Source organism: Streptomyces sp. NPDC059718 (assembly GCF_042733315.1).
Classification (GTDB): Bacteria; Actinomycetota; Actinomycetes; order Streptomycetales; family Streptomycetaceae; genus Actinacidiphila.
The window spans coordinates 33,228-50,202 of record NZ_JBHWGA010000063.1; the positions used below are offsets into that span (position 1 = coordinate 33,228).

Annotated in this window: 15 protein-coding genes; 5 read left to right on the forward strand and 10 right to left on the reverse strand. The window is 68.9% G+C overall.

Going from position 1 to position 16,975, the window contains the following annotated elements:
• Positions 1 to 70 precede the first annotated feature (70 nt).
• Complete coding sequence (locus ACFV3E_RS41425) at positions 71 to 286, forward strand: hypothetical protein (protein ID WP_500540934.1); 216 nt, start codon at positions 71 to 73, stop codon at positions 284 to 286.
• A 15-nt stretch (positions 287 to 301) separates the two neighbouring features.
• On the opposite strand, the gene ACFV3E_RS41430 is transcribed toward ACFV3E_RS41425, so the two are convergent.
• A complete protein-coding gene (locus tag ACFV3E_RS41430; protein ID WP_500540936.1) occupies positions 302 to 1,735 on the reverse strand; it encodes a gluzincin family metallopeptidase in 1,434 nt (477 codons plus the stop codon).
• A gap of 508 nt (positions 1,736 to 2,243) precedes the next feature.
• Positions 2,244 to 2,594: a hypothetical protein gene (locus tag ACFV3E_RS41435; RefSeq protein ID WP_500362076.1), complete on the reverse strand. Its 351-nt coding sequence runs from the start codon at positions 2,592 to 2,594 to the stop codon at positions 2,244 to 2,246.
• A 682-nt stretch (positions 2,595 to 3,276) separates the two neighbouring features.
• Here ACFV3E_RS41435 and ACFV3E_RS41440 point away from each other — a divergent pair.
• Entirely contained in the window at positions 3,277 to 4,584 is a 1,308-nt protein-coding gene (locus ACFV3E_RS41440) for a hypothetical protein (RefSeq protein WP_500540938.1), read from the forward strand.
• Here ACFV3E_RS41440 and ACFV3E_RS41445 read toward each other — a convergent pair.
• From ACFV3E_RS41445 to ACFV3E_RS41460, 4 genes are all read right to left on the reverse strand, one after another.
• Entirely contained in the window at positions 4,568 to 6,388 is a 1,821-nt protein-coding gene (locus ACFV3E_RS41445; RefSeq protein WP_500540940.1) for an asparagine synthase-related protein, read from the reverse strand. The genes ACFV3E_RS41440 and ACFV3E_RS41445 overlap by 17 nt on opposite strands.
• A 1-nt stretch (position 6,389) precedes the next feature.
• Positions 6,390 to 7,013, reverse strand: coding sequence for a lasso peptide biosynthesis B2 protein (locus ACFV3E_RS41450; protein WP_500540941.1), 624 nt, complete (start codon positions 7,011 to 7,013; stop codon positions 6,390 to 6,392).
• A 441-nt stretch (positions 7,014 to 7,454) separates the two neighbouring features.
• Positions 7,455 to 7,742, reverse strand: a complete 288-nt coding sequence (locus ACFV3E_RS41455; RefSeq protein WP_500540943.1) for a hypothetical protein — start codon at positions 7,740 to 7,742, stop codon at positions 7,455 to 7,457.
• A 78-nt stretch (positions 7,743 to 7,820) separates the two neighbouring features.
• Positions 7,821 to 8,093 (reverse strand): hypothetical protein, encoded by a 273-nt coding sequence (locus ACFV3E_RS41460; protein ID WP_500540945.1) that lies wholly within the window; start codon positions 8,091 to 8,093, stop codon positions 7,821 to 7,823.
• 241 nt (positions 8,094 to 8,334) lie between these two features.
• On the opposite strand from ACFV3E_RS41460, the gene ACFV3E_RS41465 reads away from it, so the two are divergent.
• Both ACFV3E_RS41465 and ACFV3E_RS41470 read left to right on the forward strand, forming a co-directional pair.
• Complete coding sequence (locus tag ACFV3E_RS41465) at positions 8,335 to 8,805, forward strand: hypothetical protein (protein WP_500540947.1); 471 nt, start codon at positions 8,335 to 8,337, stop codon at positions 8,803 to 8,805.
• The gene (locus ACFV3E_RS41470; protein WP_500540949.1) at positions 8,802 to 10,076 is read left to right on the forward strand and encodes a hypothetical protein; all 1,275 of its coding nucleotides are present in this window, start codon (positions 8,802 to 8,804) and stop codon (positions 10,074 to 10,076) included. Before ACFV3E_RS41465 ends, ACFV3E_RS41470 begins: the two co-directional genes overlap by 4 nt.
• 839 nt (positions 10,077 to 10,915) lie before the next feature.
• Here ACFV3E_RS41470 and ACFV3E_RS41475 read toward each other — a convergent pair.
• The 3 genes from ACFV3E_RS41475 to ACFV3E_RS41485 form a co-directional block, all read right to left on the reverse strand.
• On the reverse strand, positions 10,916 to 11,437 hold the full coding sequence (locus ACFV3E_RS41475; RefSeq protein ID WP_500540951.1) for a hypothetical protein: 522 nt from the start codon (positions 11,435 to 11,437) through the stop codon (positions 10,916 to 10,918).
• Positions 11,434 to 11,907: a hypothetical protein gene (locus tag ACFV3E_RS41480; RefSeq protein ID WP_500540953.1), complete on the reverse strand. Its 474-nt coding sequence runs from the start codon at positions 11,905 to 11,907 to the stop codon at positions 11,434 to 11,436. Before ACFV3E_RS41480 ends, ACFV3E_RS41475 begins: the two co-directional genes overlap by 4 nt.
• Positions 11,908 to 12,238: 331 nt before the next feature.
• Entirely contained in the window at positions 12,239 to 13,420 is a 1,182-nt protein-coding gene (locus tag ACFV3E_RS41485) for a helix-turn-helix domain-containing protein (RefSeq protein WP_500540959.1), read from the reverse strand.
• A gap of 132 nt (positions 13,421 to 13,552) precedes the next feature.
• Here ACFV3E_RS41485 and ACFV3E_RS41490 point away from each other — a divergent pair, with 132 nt between their 5' ends.
• Entirely contained in the window at positions 13,553 to 14,092 is a 540-nt protein-coding gene (locus tag ACFV3E_RS41490) for a flavoprotein (protein WP_500540955.1), read from the forward strand.
• Between the two features lie 425 nt (positions 14,093 to 14,517).
• On the opposite strand, the gene ACFV3E_RS41495 is transcribed toward ACFV3E_RS41490, so the two are convergent.
• Positions 14,518 to 15,816, reverse strand: a complete 1,299-nt coding sequence (locus ACFV3E_RS41495) for a hypothetical protein (RefSeq protein WP_500540957.1) — start codon at positions 15,814 to 15,816, stop codon at positions 14,518 to 14,520.
• Positions 15,817 to 16,975 lie beyond the last annotated feature (1,159 nt).

Here is a 16,975-nt window from a genome sequence, read left to right on the forward strand (position 1 = left end):
ATCGGCAAACGCTGTTCCTGGAAATGAACGAAGCCACGCATTCCGGCGTCAACGAAATAAAGTGCACTGTATGGGTGCAAAAAGTGATGAAGGCCCGGAGGGTACCGATGGAGGCGGGCAGGGCGATGACGCCGAGCGCCGAGCAACCGAGAAGTTCATCAGCGACCTGCTGGCGCGGGGCGAGGCGGTGTTCGAGGGGGAGGAGCCGACGCCCAGGACGACGCACGTCATCAAGCGCGGGGACGACGGACGGCTCTCCGTCCGCCGTCTGCGCTTTGTCCGTTGAGTTCTGCTGAACTGCTCAGTCGAAGCACCGCCGGACCAAGGCGAGACCCTCGTCGGTCGTGCTCCGTGTGATCTCGTGCGTCTTGAGCCGGGAGGGGTTGTCGTCGACGAACGCCGCCTCGGAGCGGTGCTCGGCGGGTACGTCGACGCGGCCGCGGCGGAAGAGGTCCTCCAGGTACGACGTGGCGACGCGCTCGGGGTCGGCGGGCCGCACCGAGCCGCCGGCGGGGTCGGAGCCTGCGATGCCGAACCGTCGTTCCTCTGCCGGGGCGAAGAGGGTGATGGGCTGAGTGACGCCGTACGTCGCCCCGTGGACCGTGACGGCCGTGAGCCCCTGGTCGTCACCACCGCCCGGCGCCGCCTCGGCGATGCCGGCGCCTCGGCGTGCCACCTCCGGCTCGGTGATGGACGCTGCGGCCTCCAGGGACAGGATGCCGTGACGGATGAACGCCGAGCGCAGGGACTGACCGTACGTGCCGCCGTACCGGCGCTGGTCCGCGGCGATCATGTGACCGGCGACCTGTGCGTAGTAGGCGGACACCACGGGCGCGGCCACAGCGGCATCCACCAGCAGCTGCCCCGCGATCTCGGCCGCCGCGGCCAGACCCGCCTGATCCTGCAGGTCCTGCTGCCGGAAGATCCCGGCGACGACCTTGAGGAACGCGCCGCTGAACACCCGGGAGAACGAGTGCGGCTCGCTGGAGAGCGTGTTCGCGGGGCCGTTCGGCGTCAGGTTCACCGGGTCGCGGTAGAAGAAGCTGTTCGACAGGTTGCGCAGGCAGTCCGCGTCGACCGCGTTCGGGTGGTTCTGGCGGATCGCCCAGCCCAGTTGCTCGGCCATCCGCGAAACCCGCGAGGACAGTTCGAGGTCGCCCTGGGTCTCGGCCAGTACCACGAGCCGCAGTGATTCCAGCCGGAGCGAGGTCAGCAGCGCGCTGATGTCACCGAACGCTTCGTGCAAGGCGGCCGCCTCTGCGCTCGCCGCGTTGAACAGTTGAGGGCGCAGAGCGTCGAGGACCGCATGCCCCGCCTCGTGCTCGACGACCTCGGAGCTCTCGCACGCAGCGACCGTGACACCCGCCACCGTGTGGCGGAAGAACCACAGGCCTTCACGGTTGTAGAAGGCGTTGAGGTCGTCTCCTGCGTTGAGGTGCGCTGTGAGGGTGCGGCCGACCGTCGGATACCACTGCGCTGCGGTGGGAACCAGCGGACCCCAGGTCTGGCTGGTCCTGCTGAGCGCATCGGCCGCCACCCAGTACCGGAAGGCCTCGGTACCCGGCCCGGCACCGTCCGGCTGCGGCATGCCTTCCGCGATGGCCGTCGGGAAGGGCAGTATGTCGAGCTGCGGAACGGGATGCGGTACGGGCATGTTGACCTGCGGAGGAAAACCGGGGTCGTCCTCGTACACCAGAACCGTCGGAATCGTAGCTTGCTGTTGCTGCACCGTCATCGCGCCTTCCTGAAGGGAAGAGATTGCGGATGGTGGACTCCGCCACAAGGACAAAAGTCCTCACGTCCGGTACCAGGTCTTGGCAGCCCGGCCTCACTTGCGCACATAGCAGCCGCAGTCGCCTGCCGCCGGCGGTGACGGCAGATGAGGGGGCGGTCGGTCGTGGCCCGTGGCCGGTGCGCACGTGCCACCAGACCCGGCGACACCATGGCGGCCGGACGGATGACATGGAAAGCGGCCGCCGCAGCCGGTCAGGAGGACTGCAAGCAGCGTGCCGCGTTCTTGGGCGCTCACGTGGTGCTTCGAGCCCGCCTGGCCCCGGCCGGCCGGCTGTGAGGTCTGACTGACATCGAGGCGGCTGTGTTCCGCCGACCTGCAACCCCGCAGGGCTCCAAGCCCTGCGCAAGGAGCATCTCACCGTCAAAGAAACGCGTGACTGGCGCCAACACCATGGGATCAGGCAAAGGAGAGCCGCTCACCGCGTCCGCGTGGAGATCCTCGACCGACTTCATGTGGGTTTCCTGGGCGTTTCCTGCTCGCATTTGTGCAGAGCGCTTGCCGCGGTATTTGAAACCGCTTTTATGCCGAAGTATGCCGTCGTTATGGCGGTTATAGCGGTAAACGCGCTCGTGAGCAGTGCGACTACTTGATTGCTGTCTGCTGAGGCTCTGTCAATGCCCACGGCCGCCGCACCGGCAATCGCGCCGTCACTCGCCACAACCGCCAGGAGCCCAGCCATACTTCGGACCCGCTCGGTCAGGCCCCCATTGCTATCTGCGTGGCGACCAACCACTACAAAGACAACTGCTGCAAGAGCGAGCAGCAGGGCCAGTGCAGCAAGCAAGATCGCGACCCACATAGCTGTCTCCCTTGCGTCGTAGCGCTAGGCACACGCGACTGGGGTAGGGGTGCAGCCGTCCATTGCATCATCTCCCACATAGCTGCCCTCTGCACGTGGTGAACCGCACCGGGAGCGATGGAGTGGTCTGTCCTGGGCTGGTGGAGTCGGAGGGGTGGAGAATTGACCCTTCAACAACTCTCCGCCCCAACCGGCAACGCAGGGCACTTCTGCCCTGGGCATGCTCAGTCCAGCGGAGTGCGAGCTACGTGCAGCACGGGCAGCGTGAAATCGGCTATCCCGGCTCCACGCAACGGGGGGCAGGGCCTCGACGAGACCCGGGGCGGTTCACTGGGCCGTCCGGAGGTATCCCGGATGGTGAGCTGGATGATCAGCACCGACGATGGTGCTCGAGCCCCTGGCAGAGCGCCGGGTCTCCTGGATCCGCTTCGGGGTTTTGATGATTCGCGACGCCATCGCGAGGTTCATGCCGCCGGAAGCCGGCAGGGGGCTCATCGGGGCGCTTCACCCGTGCAGTGCCCCCCAGCGACGCTCCAAGGAGACACACCCCCATGGTTTCTGTTGGCCTACGCCCATGCCGACTGGCCGAACTCTTTCCGGCCGGCGTGGGTGGTTCGCCCGGTCGCGGTCACCGTCGGCGCTGCCGGCACATCACGTACGGCCTGCTGCGGCAGGTGATCGCGTGAAGACTTCCCCCGGCTCCGGCGAGGGCTCACGCTTGCAGCGGCTGTGGATCCCGACGAAAAACGGGCGGTCGCCGGCAACGGTGATGTTGATCTTGCTGGTCCTCCTCGCGACAGCGGTGATGCTGGGTCGGTTCGGCATCGAGAACGTCAGCGGAGCTCTGACCTACACGGGTCGGATCACCGGTGCCCTCCTCATCGTGCTGTCGGTCACCACGTTGTTGGGCGCTGCCGCGGTCGTTGACCACTGGTTCCGGAACAGCTTCCCCTACGCCGGACTGGTCGCGCTGATCGCCGGCGGCGCGGCATTTGCCGGCAACATCTTCCTCGTGATCACGACAGTCAGGGATGGCGATTCCACTCCCTACCTGGTGCTGTGGTGCCTGCTCGTAGTGGGTTCGGCATGGGCTGCCTTGGCGGTGTACCGGACGTCGGTCGTCATCCCCGCTCCGAAGCGGCTGGCCGTGGCAGTGGTCGTCACCGCGGCAGTGGCGGTTGCCAATTTCGGTTACGAGAACCTCTACAAGCCAACCCAGCGTGAGGGTAGGCCCCTCGTCAAGGTCACCGTGGGGGACCCCGTGGTGACCAAGGACCGCAAGGCATTCGCCGTACCCGTCGACATCACTCTCGAGAACCGCAGCGATGTGGGCTTCTACGTGTTCGGCGCCGAGTTCCACGCCATGGGCGAAGAGGTGCCCTTGAGCGAGAAGGACCGGCTCACCGGGCAGTGGCGCACTGATGCCGAGCAGTGGGGCGATTATGAGCAGCGCCCACTGTCCCGCCGCGAGATCCACCAGCCTGGCGAGTTGGTGGCGGCGCAACCATTCGCGTACGGCAACAGCTGGATCGAGCCAGGCGACACGTTGGTCGCCCAGACGGTCGTGCAACTGCCCATGAACACGCCGTACGACCAGTTGGCGTTCTACGCCAGTGCGAGCTTGGCACGTAAGGACCGGCTTCGATGGGACCGCTTTGATTCGAAGACCTACTCCTGGCGTGACGGCAAGCTGCCCCAGTGGATGGCGAAGTCGAATCAGAAGGATCCCATGGACTCCGTTATCACTCGCGGCAGGGTGCACGAGAGCAACGCGATTTCCGAGTACACGAGGGACCCCCGCTACGTCACCGTCTACTGGCAGTTCGGCAAGCATGGCGCAGGCCTGAAAGTAGTCGTCAGGCGCGATGGCGAAGAAGACCGCCAACTTCCAGAGGAAGAAGATCGTGACTTGAGGAGCCGGTACGGTCTCGCCGACGCCCTCACGGGCCCGATCGAACGGACGCTGTGGGACATCAAAGGCCGGCAATGACCGGCATGCCCGCGCCACCGTTCGCGCTGGAGCGCTGGTTCAATCGCTCCAGCCACACCACGAGGGCAAGAGAGCTGTTCATTCGATCCCAGGAGTAGGCGTCTCCTATGCCGAGTTGTGCCTCCCGCACTGCCCGGCAGAGCGTCTCGATGTCGAACATCTCCGCAATGAGCGGATGACGCGCGGAGCGGCACAGGTCGATGAGGTGGTCGCCGTGTGCCCGCAGGCCGCGGGCGTAGAGCTCGTTGAAGGGGACCTTGACCGTCCGGCCGCGGATCCGGGGCGGGAGCAGATCTGCCATGGCCTCTCGCAGAACCGCCTTCGGACGGCCCGGATGAAACGTCGCTTCGGCCGGCAGGCGGCGCATCGCGGCGATGACGTGCGTGTCGAGGAAGGGGTGCGAGAGGAAGAATCCGTCCTGCTGTGCGCGGCGCCAGGACAGCGGGTCGGGAGCGGCGATGTAGTTGGCCGCGTCGTAGAAGGATTGTTCCGGCTTGCGTCCGAACACGAAGCGGCTCCCCGCGATGCTGGCTTCACGGTAGCCGTGGGCCCGCGCGAATCCGGGTCTGACCCATCGGGGGCGGGAGAAGTTGCCAAGGCCGCCGAGCACCGTTCCACGGCGGCGGACGAGCGCTGTGATGCGTTCGGCTGCCAGGGGAAAAGCCGGCCGCACGACGTAGGTGGAGACGACGTCCCGCACGCCCCGCTCGCTGCCCGCGGCCCAGGCACGTGCCTGCTTCGTCATCTGCCAAAGCTGTCCTGAGCGGGCCAACTGGTGCAGGTGAAGCGGGTTGGCGTCCACAATCGGCTCGGCCCCGCAGCCGGTCATGAGGGTGTCACAGGCTAGTTCCGACGCCGCGGCATGAAGCCTGCTCCAAAACGGGGCGCGGAAGGCGTGCGCATGCGGCTCGTCCGGGTCACCCGCGTGATGCTCGAAGTCGTCGAAGTCGGCGACGTCGTCGACATCGACGATGACCGGGCGGGCTGCGGGTGCGAGACGGCCGATCTCCTTCATCGCCTCGTCGAGGTACGGCTGTTCCCCGGCCAGTTCTCCCCGGCCAAAGCGCCCGGCGAGCAGGACGAGGTCCCCCGGCTGGTCCTGTCCTGCGGCCAGCAGTGCCGCGAGCAACGCGATGCTGGTGGAGTCGGTGCCGCCGGAGACGTGGCACGCCGTCACCTTGCCCATACGGCGCCCGACCGCGCTCTCCAGCGCGAGACGCAGGTCCTTCGCGGCGCCGCTGACGCGGAGAGCGTCTGCTGCCGGTACCGGTGGGTCATGCACCTGACCGTCGCTTCGCAGCGAGCGACCGCGTATCTGCCCGGTGAGCGAGAGTTCCACCACCTCGCCGCCCAGGACCCGCTGTACCCCGGCGAAAGGGGTGAGCTGCGAGCGCGGCTGCGCCAGGTTCCCGGTCAGGTAATGGCAGAAGTAGCGAGGTTCCAGCTCTCCTCCGCCACCCAGACGGCGCGCCGAGGTACTCACCGCACTCACACGACCACCGGACTCCCTGAAAAACAGGGGAATGCGTGCCTGTTCGTCCCGCATCAGCAGGATGCGGTCTCGGCACACCAGGACAGCCGCAAAGTCACCGGCCGGCAGACGCGGCGCGGCTCCCGGCCGGCCGAAGTCGTCCAGGAGGCCGCGCGCACCCGCCACGCGGTCACGCACGGAGCCGACCCAGCCGGCGACCACCGCGGTACCGGCCGGTGAGGAGGCCGTCGTCACCAGTCCCTGCCGCGCCATGGCCCCGGCCGCCGAGAGCTTCGGTACGCCCCCGGCCCACTCCAGGCGGAGGGCTTCCACGTCACTGCCCTCCGCTGTCGATCGACAGAACCGGTGCGAACGTGTGCCCGCGCGGATCGGCGTCGGGGATGCACAGGCCGGCCGAAGACGTCCAGGCATGCAAGGCGAACGGGTGCTCACGCACACCGACGTGAAGCACAGCCTGCAGACCGCGCCGCCGCAGCAGGACGTAAGCCGTCACGGCCTGGGCCTTGCAGTCGTCGTTGACGAACCAGCTTGTGCGGCCGTGCGATAGCACTGCTCGTTTCAGCCGTGCGATGTCCTGCGGTGAGGCCGGGTCTGCACGGGCATAATCCGGAGCGGCCAAGGACAGGAGCCGAAGGACGTGCCCGAATCCCATGGTCCGGATCAGCAGGTGCACCCCGCGCAGCCAGAGCCCGACCTCGGCGTTGGAATGTTCCTTTCGGCGGCCCGTCGCGCAGCCGGCACGGATGAGATCGGTGACGAGTTCAGCGCGCTCGTCAGAGCTTCCGTCGGCGAACTTCTGGATGTCCGCCCCCGCCATCGCAAGAAAACGCGTCCGTCTCCAGTCCGCAATGAGCGCCCCGCCGGACATCAAGGTGACACGGCAATGCGGTGACAGGATCCGCGTCATGGCTGTCAGAGCATCGGTATCCTCTGCCACCGCACATCCTCCAAGGTCAGCCCGCCGCAGCCAATTTTGCGGCGGGCCCGGTTCGACTCGCGGATGGTGTCAGGACTGGTATCCATGGCCGTCGTAGTAGCTACCGCTGAAGCCCCGGATCAGACGGCCGTTGCCGAGAAGCACAAGCCCGCGCGGCTTGCGACGCCGCAGCAGTCGGTGAAACATCGCCTACCTCCAGGTTCAGAGAGCGTCGCTCACTCAATTCCAGGCTACTTTGACTCGGATACCCCGCAACCGGACTGCCAGTGCTTGCGCTGGCAGTCGAGTTGGCGTATCCGCCCGTCCGCCCAGAGCGGCCCCACCGCCGTGAAGCCGTCGGCCGGCTTGCGCACGACGCGCGGGCCAGCGGCCCAGTCCTGAACGGCGGCGGAGGTCACGGACGTGACCGGCGCGGTACGGGGCCTCAGGGCGGCGGTTCTGTCACGAAGGTACCCGGGGGCGGCTGCTTCTCGGCCATTGCTTCACCCCCGGCGAGTCTGGCCGCAGGCGGATGACGGTACCCGGGGCTAGACCCGCTACGAGGCGGCTCGGCACGGCCAGTTCGAGACGCTGTCCGACATGCCGCGACAGGACGTCGGCGAAGCCGGCGATCCGTTGCGCATGAAGCACGTCGACGACCGCCCGGTCCCAGCCCTTCAGCCGCGGATGCGGAGCCGTTGCGAGGAGGCGTGTGGTCAGCGCGGTGAGATTCTCGACCGCCTGCACCATGGCTTTCGCCCTCCGCCTGTCCTCCTGCAGCGCTGGCCTGCGGCCGCACGTGCGGCGTCGCCCAGCGCCGTGGATGTCCTACGGCCGCCGGTTGGCGAGGCCGACTCCCACAGCGGACTCCAGACCTCCCGGCGCACCGTCGTGCTCCGGCCGCTGGCCGGCCTCCAGGACCGGCTCGGCGAACCTCCGCGCATCTGCCGCTACGGCGTGTTCCAGAGCCTCCAGTTGTGCTTGGAGGGCGTGGATCATCTCGGTGAGCCCCGTCTCGCCGTCCACCTGGGCCCGCGCTGCGGCGGCGCCGGCCAGCACCGGGACCGGTCCCGCCGCGGAGACCGCGATTGTGGCCGTCATGGTGGGGGCAGACGCGGAGATGCCGGTGATGGAGACCCCGGTTGGGGCGCCTGTGTGCGAGTTCGAATTGGGAGTGCTCGTCGGACTGAACGAGGCGTTCCCGGTACTTCCGGGGTAGGAGTCGCCGCGGTTCGCCGCCCACTCCAGGTCCTGTCGTGCTCCCTTGCAGTCGGCGACCCAAGCAGCGGCGCACGGGCGCATTTCCGTTTTTCCTGGGCCGCGTTCGGGCATGCCAGGAGGGGTGAAGCGGCGTCCCGGACGATTTGAGCTGAACCGCCACCTGCGGATTGCGAACGAGCGCGTCGATGCGCTGCGGCGTCGACAGCGAAGGAAACCCCGCGCACAGTTGGTGTGGAGGGCGGTGCGTTACGCCCTCCGGGCATGGCCGCGCAGCGTCACGGCGACTGTGGTCTCGGTGCCACTCACCGGACTGCTGATCGCGGCCGCACTGCGCTTCATCGCAGAGGTGGCCGTGTCCGTGGCCGTGATCGTCGCGGTTGGCTGGGTACTCACGGTATCGGGCCTGCTTACCGCGGCTGCGGTTCTGGCCTACCAGGCGCTTGGCTTCCTGGCCGCATTGGACAAATTTGGTCGGTCGGGTTCCCACCCGCGAGCCCACGCCCCCGGTAATCTGCCCTTCCAGCAGCCCAGGGCCGTCGCCAGCCCGCGCCCGCAGGAGCCACCGGAGGACGAATCGGAGGTCTGGGAGTGAGCACAGCCGGAGCAGAACCGTTCCGGGCGCTGTACTACCCGTTCTCCCGGACGATCGACGAGACCACGCTCAAGCGTGCCGTGCTCCTTTACGACGAGATCCTTTTCGTCGATCCGATGAGCCCACGCGTGCGCGCTGGCCTGTACAAGGCCGACGAGCACCTGCCGTACCTCCCCTCGGATGTGGCGGCCTCCCTAGAACGGGAGTGGACAGCCGTCAGCGGCCGGTACGAGGTGCTGGAGCGCGAGGGTCTGATGCGGCGGATCGACCCATCGGGTCTGGTCGAGGACCAGGCCATCGGTCAGCTCATCGCCGACGCCCTGGGCGCGGACCTGGCCGACACCGAGGCCCACGCGCTGTTCCGGCACGGCTTTCCAACGACATGGAGCATGCTGCGCAGCCGGATTCCCGGGCCCGCGTTCCACCACCTGGCCCATCAGATCCCCGCGCGTGTCTTGGCAAGGGACAACGTGATCTCCGGCCCCGCCCACTCCATCGCCCTGTACCTCGACGGCCACCCAACGGCAGAACCGACGCTGTGCACCGGCCGGATGCTTCCGGACGACCGCCGAGACTACGCCGCCCTCCTGCCGTACGTTGCCGGGTCCTCCCTCGCCACCTCCACTGCGCTTGCCATCGGCGAGGCGGAGAACGCGGTTCCGGTCACCGACAGTGACGCGCACTTCCGGCTGTTGTCCCTGCGCATGGCACGGGCTGCGGCGGCCGCCTCCCAAGCTCCGATGATCCCGGGCTTGCGGGCCGAACCGAACCCGGCCAGGGGGCAGAAGACGGCCCTGGTGGAGCGGCGGATCGTCGACTCCGTAGTCTCCCACGAGGACTTGGCGGCCCTGTCGCTGGACGACTGCCTGCGTTACCGCGAGCGCAGCGCCGAGGAGCGGGCGCAGTTCAGGGAGTTCCTCCACGATGTGGTGTCCACGGTGCAAGCAGAGCCGTGGTCACCGCAGATCGTGCTGCAGATTGAGGAGCGGATCGCGGGGGCCCGCCAGGAGATCCGCGACCATGCCGGTGCGCTCCGCGACACGTACCGTAGTCTGTTCCACCGGACCCTGGCAGGCCTCGCCGTGACCGCCGCCCCCGCGCTGCTGGCGACGGTCTTCCCGGTGGTGTCGCCGCTCACCGTCCTCCTGTTCGGTGGCGGCCCGCTGACGGCGGTCCTCCAAGAGCCGGTACGGGAGCTGCTGGCTCACTGGTGGAACCGAGACCGGGGGGCTGGCAGCCTGGCGTACCTGATGGATCTCCCCGTCAGATGAGGCAGAGGAGATGGTTGTCCTCGCTAGCCCGGATGAGCTTCCGGAGGGCTTCGGAGGCGCCCGTGAAGCTGGCCGCTACGGCGGTTCTGGGAATGGCAGTGCGACATCCGCTGATCTTCTGACGTTCTGTCGCTTCCCACCCGCGATGCCTGCACGTGGCACAGCCCGCCACTGTCGTGGAGTGAGGCGCAGGTCGATGTCCAGCTGCGCGGCCGGGGCCAGCCGCAGCGCGCGCTCCGGTTCCTGCGCCGATCTCTTCCTTGTCCATCTCTCCCACCTGGCATGCGACGGGCTGCCCCGCCTGCAGTGTCAGATCTCCGACGCATGGTCGCCCGTGCCTGCGGATCCGGCGTCCCTAGGACAGCTCGGCTGGCATGCGCTACGACGTCGGCGTCTCGCGGACCTCTTTTGCCTCACTGGCTTTTCTGATCTCAATGAACCGCGCTATGTGGGCTGGGCGTCGAGCGTGCGGTGGTGATCGATTGTAGGGCGGCGTCAGGTGGGCGGCGTCAGGTGGCCGGCCTCCATTTGGCAGCGGCCCCGGTCGATGTGGATGTGAGCCTGTCTGGAGGAGGTCGCCCAGCTGTGGAGGAGTCCGATGCCTGCTGCCAGGGAGAGGGCTGTGTCGTAGTGGTGAGTTCCACCTGAGCGGACACGGCATGACAGGTCACGTTTGTCGGGCCGAACGACAGCCAGTGGCTGGGAGGTGTGACGGTGTGCGCTGCGGGTGCTGTGGGGCCCGGTCCTTCTTCGGTGGGCGGGTCGTTCATCCCCGGTCGGGGGGTGCCGGGGGCAACCTCCCCCTGGACCGGGGGGAGGAATCTGCGGGACTGCTGGTGTCAGGCTGGGTTGGTTGTGATGTCGGGTGTGCTTGCGGCAGACGAGGGACCGTCGTGCTGTGCGGTGGTGACCTGTGCCCATAGCAGGGGGAGGGCGGCGCTGTTGCCGAGGATCCAGACCAGGCCGAGGACGCCGAGCCGGTGCGGCACCGGCCGGGAGCGGGAGGATGTGACGGCCCGGTTGGCGGACTGCGCGGCTGGGCGGGCGGTGGTGGCGGGTAACGCGGCTGCCGGCGGCATGAGGTGTCCTTCGGGGATCGGGGGGAGCGCGGGGGAGTAGGGGCGCTGGAGGGCGGCTGCGGTGGCGCGTTGCGTGATCAGACCGGCCGCCATGCAGGCCCGGCACTTGGCCAGGGCCGCAGGGGGCCCGGGCGGGTAGACGGTCACGATGGGCGTCACCGGCAGTCTTGTGGCTCCGCACAGCAGACACGCCCCCGTTGTCCATGGGCGGCCGTCCAGCAACTCCTGCTCGGTGCTGGTCAGCTTGGGCGGGGCCGGGCTGGCGTCTGGGGCGGGGTTCATGAGGGCAGCAGTGGCATGGGTGGGGTGCCGGGCAGCAGCGGTGTACCGGCCAGGCGCATCACCGGGTGCGGCAGGTCCGGGCGGTACCGGCCAAGAGCGTGGTGCAGGCAGTCGGCATCGACCAGGTGGTCAAGGCGTTGGGGCTTGCGCCAGTGCGGCCCCGGAGCGGTGCGGGCGCCGGCCGGCGGCAGGAGGACGGTGAAAGGCCCGCCGAAACACAAGGCGTGCGGATGTTCCCACGCGTGGACGGTGCCGGGCGGCACGAGCCACATCAGCGCGTCACGCTCGACGTTGGCGATGACCGGCCCGCACCCGCCGGTCTGGTAGCGGTCCATCCAGCGCACTGCCCGGTCCCCGGGAGCACCGTAGGTGGTGAGCACGACGTCGAAGTCCGCGCCGCACAAGGCCTGGACGCAGCCGGTGTAGGCGTTGCCCACCAGCCGGCGGATCGCAGCCGCAAGGTCGCGCATGTCCGGCACAGGGGACCCGGCTGCGGGAATCTGCGGCCGGTCCGCGCAGCGAGCGTCCCCTTCCCCGCCGGCCCACCGCTGCACGTGCTGCCGCTCAGGGTTGCGGGTGTGGGTCACGCCCTGTTTGAGGCGGCCGCTGGGGGGCTCCGCCTGGCGTGAGGCGAGACGGTCTTCGACGAAAGCGCTTGGCCTTCCTGCGGCATTCATGTCGGTTGCCCCCGCCATCGGTGTCTGGTTCAGGTGCTTCCAGAATGCGGACGCCGGTGGTGGCTAAGTGTCACCATCGCGTGACACTCGGCTGTGCAGGTTGTGCCACCGAATAGAGCCGGGCTTACAGGCCGATCCATGCAGCAAGGTTGTCCAGCGTGTCGGGGGTGGTGCGCCGCATGTAGACCAGGCCTTTGATCGTCTCGCGGGCGCCGGGGTGGTAACGGGTCTGCTGCGGGGCAAGACGGCGTGCGGTGGTGATCGATTCCAGGGCGGCATCGGTGCGGCCGGTCTCCATCTGGCAGCGGCCCCGGTCAATGTGAAAGTGGGCCTGCCTGGAGGGCGCCCAACTGTGGGGGAGTTCGATGTCTGCCGCCAGAGCGAGGGCCGTGTCGTAGTGGTGGAGTTCGACCTGGGCGGACACCGCATGACAGGCGACGTTCGTCGGGCCGAACGACAACCAGTGCGTCGAGCTCTCACCGGTGCGGTCCGCGCAGGCCTTCGCCTGGTCCAGATGGTCCTCGACAAGGGCGGCGTCCCGGGCGCGGGCGGCAATCACGCTGGCCCCCAGGTGCAGCTGACCGGTGACGGCCACAGCGTCGGGCGTTGGTTCGGTGTCGGCGGCCAGGCCATGCCCGGAGGCGATGAGGCGTAGCCCGATGCGGTGCTCGCCTTCTCGGTGATAGACCAGTGCGCGCATGTACTGGCGGACCGCCGCCAGCAGGGGATCACAGGCACGGTCGGCAGCCCAGGCCATGCGGTCCAGGGCGATCGTCGACAGGTCGAAGTAGCCGAGCTTGACGGTGATGTCGTGGGCGGTGCGATAGGTCGATCCGAGCGCGCGCCACAGCGTGGTCGACGGCCTGCGGTACGCCGCGGTGGTGAGCTCGGCGATGACGCCCGGCAATAGCGTCGCCGCAGCGTTGAGGCGCGCGGCGCGGACCAGGCGGCACAGGTTGTCAGCAGCGGCGACCAGCTGACCGGCAGGCCGCACAGGCAGGTCAGGGTCCGCTCCCAGGTCGTACAGATCCAAGGCCTCGCGGATCGGCCGGATGAGCCCCTCGAGCCGGTCCTGCTGCAATTCCGTCACGTAGGGCTGCCCGGTCAGGGCGGTGACATCGAGACGGAGCGCACGGGCGACCGCCGCGACGAGGTCAGGGCTGGCGGGCTTGTGACCGGACTCGACCTGGTGAACGAGGCTGTAGGAGTAGCCGATGGTCTGGGCGAGACCTCGCTGAGTCAGACCGGCGAGCTTTCGGGCGGCGGCAATGCGTGTACCGGTGTGCTCGTGGTCACCTCTGGGCATCTTTGACCTCCGTACCCTGCAGCCATCTGGAACAGTACCCGCCGCATCCGTCATGGCATCGGCGATCGCCCCGACACCCGCTGCGGGCAGGATCGGTTGCGCGTAATGGATCACCAGGGGTTGGGTGGGGGTATGACGCGCACCTTGTACCTGTTCGCCAGCGCTGCGCCGCCGGTTTTCGACATTGCCGGGGTGATCGATGACGCGCAGCGGCGTGGCTGGGACGTGTGTCTGGGGCTCACGCCGACCGCGGCGGACTGGCTGGAGGACAGCCTGGAAGGGCTGGCGGCGCTGACCGGGCATCCCGTGCGGTCGCGGTACAAGCGGCCCGGCGAGCCGGACGTCTGGCCGCCGGCCGACGTCATTGTCTTCGCGCCGGCCACGTTCAACTCGGTGAACTCCTGGGCGCTGGGGCTCACGCATCACTTCGTGGTGGGGGTGGCCGCCGAAGGCATCGGCAAGGGCATCCCGATCGTAGCGATGCCCTGTGTGAACGCGGCCTATGTGCAGCACCTCCAGTTCGAGGAGAGCGTCGCGAAGCTGCGGGCGATGGGCGTGACCGTGCTGTACGGCGACGACGGCTTCGTCCCGAACCGGCCCGGAACCGGAAAGCCCGCCGATTATCCCTGGCACCGGGCGCTGGATGCCGCAGTGGCCGTGGCCGGGGTATGACCAGCCCGGCCGGTGTGGCACTGCTCGTTCCGGCCGCGCCGGCAGTCGCAGGGCCAGGTGATCGCGCGGGCGCAACGTTGGGGTCGGTTTCGAGGGTGGCTGGGTTCCGTTGCGCATGGGGGGAGGCGGCGGGCCGGGTTCGGGTTGCGCATTCCGGTGTAGGGGCGGGTCCTGGGATGCGCAATGGGCGGGGGAGCCGGGGTCGTCGGAGTTACGCAAGGCGACCTTCTTGACGGTGCTGCGCAAGGGGTGCATTTTGCGCAGGGCGGGCTGGGTGGCGGTGTAGCGGTCCTGCTTGCCCTCGGGGCCGGGATGCTGCGCCAGCACCCGGGAGCGTTCGGGCGGCAGTTGTTGGTCTGTGGTGAGGCTGGGGTTCGGCACTGGCGGGGGATTGCCAGCGGTGAGGGTGCGCGGGCGTTGGCGGGTCATGGCTGTCCTTGGGTGCGACAGGGGCATTTGCGGGCGCGGCCGTCGGGGTCGGTGGTCCAGCCGTGGTCGCATTCTCCGCAGTAGGCGGGGTGTCCGGGCCGTGTGGCGGGTTGTGGGGCGGTGGGGGGTGTCCAGTGTTCGAGGTGGCGTCTGAGGTCGTACCAGGTGGGTTTGCGGGCCATGGCGATGGCTGCCTGGGTCAGGTGCTGTTCTTGGATGCCGGTGGCCAGGAGCGCTTCGGCGGCGTGGGCGATGCGGCCCCGGGCCAGAGCGGGGACACGGTGGCCGTGGTGGTGGCGGGCGGTGGTCCAGGCGTCGGCGATCCGGGCGGCAGCTGCTGCTTGTGGGCCGGCCGGTGCTGGTCCTGTTGGTGCGGGCGCGCCGGGGTCGGCGGTGCGGGGGGTGTGACCGTGCTGGGCGGGAGCGGCTGCTTGCGGGCCGCCGGGTGCCGATCGTGCTGGTGCGGGCGCACTGGTGCCGGCATTGCCTGCGTCGTCGCCGGTGGGGCCTGATCGCGATGGCGTCGCGGGCGAGGGACCGGCCGGGGGCGCTTGTCCGGATGCGGTGGTGGTCTCTCTCCTCGGTGCCAGGACGGTCGGACGTTCGGGTGTGATGGTCGGGGAGGAGAGAGAAGAGTTCTTTCCGTCTTGCTTGTGGAGTCTTAGTTCTTTAGCCGACGGGTCTCCGACGGTCGGCTGACCGGCGGCCGGTTCACCGACCGCCGGGTCGCCGACCGCCGGTTCACCGACTGCCGGGAACCCGTCACTCGGTCCGGCCTGCAGGTCTTCGGAGTTGTCACTGGTGGCGCCCGGGTCAGGAGACCCCGTCGTGACCGGGCGGAGGGCGGACTGCGCGGCCGGGAAGTCTGTGGCGGCCGCCTCTGGCAGCGTCGGCTCGGGTGGAGTGGGAGTGTGCTGGTTGCGGGGGTCGAGCCAGGCCGGCTCCACGCGCACGGCCCGTGTCCCGGCCACCTGGGCCAGGAGGTGGTGGATGTCCTCTCGGCGGTGGGGCAGGCCGGCGACGGAGAATTCGGTGCGCCAGGTGCCGTCGGAGGCGTCCTGGATCTTGAGTTTGACGATGTAGCCGTATGCCACGAGGTTCCGCATGGCTTTGGTGAGAGCTTCGCGGCCGGGTTTACGGGTCTGGGCCAGAGCGGCGATGGTGAAGTCCGCGCCGTCGGGCAGGCGCAGCGCCATGGTGAGCAGTCCGATGTCCAGGACGCTCAGGCGCTGGTCGTCGACCGCGCGGTTGTCCACGGCGACGAACCGTGGAGGCCGGGTGGGTAGCTTCCTCACTGGCCGTCACCTGCCCCTGCGGGTGTGGCCGGACCGGTAGCAGCGGCATCCGCACCCGGTGGGGGCAGCGGCCGGGCTGCACGCCCAGAGGCGCGGTGATGTGTGGCCGGCCGGCCGGCTGTTCCGGCGTCGGGTGTCCGGACGGCTATGCCCGTGACGTGGTGACCCGCGGTGGCTGCGCCTGTCCACTCGCGCTGCTCGAGGCCGGTGGGAGCCGCGGTATGCCGGGCCGTGGGGGCCTGCGCCGGCCGGGCATTGCCAGTCGGCCTGGGCCTGTCCCGCAGTGAGGACGGGCCAGGCTCCCACAAGCCGTCGGCCGACACGCGTCTGTCCCGCGGTGGCCCGAGGCGTGGGGCGCGGGTGGGGCTGGGGTTGGTGTCCGGGCTGAACGCGGGCCGCAGGGCGCGGTCCGGCTGCCTTCGGTACGGGGGGCCGGGCATGCCCGGCCCCGTGGTGCCGGCTTCGGTGACGGTGGCAGGCGGATGCACAGCGGCGGTCATGTGGGCTCCCGGGCGGGTGGACGTGGGTGATGTCCTCCATGAAGCCCGGTGGCACTCACCGATTTGCTCACCGAAAAGGGGGGTGAAAGATCACAATCCGGCATCACCTGCAGTCGGTGAGTGCCGCCATGTCACCGGTGAGGAGCACGAATCTGCTCACCACCGCAGGTCGCCAGGCCTTGCGGCACCTCACCGCTCCACTGGCTGTCCCTGACTCTGATTCTGACGCCATGACGGGCTGCGGTTGCTGCGTGCGAGGCTGCACGATGGCGGAGAGCCAGAGCTTCCCGAGCCGAAGGGCGGCTGGCGCGCCGTCCGGGGAGCACAACCGGCTCAGGCTCTGACCGCCGTCGTCCGCCGACGGACCCCCCCGATGCCCGGACTGGTGAGAGCGGGACGCTGCGGCCGGCGCCCCGTGTGCCGCTGCGCGCGGTCCCGGATGGTCCGGCGGGAGGGACGGCCTCTGCTGCAGGCCGGGCGGCAAGCGCGGTGCATGGGCATGCGCCCAGGTCTCGCGGACCCGGTCTTGGGTGGGGTCGCGGGACAGGGGCAGCGAGACGGGGGTTTTCGCTGTGGTTACTGCGGTGGGGTGACGAAGGTGCCGCGTTGGGGCACGGTGAAGACCAGTCCGTCGGCTGCCAGGACGGCGATGGCGCGGC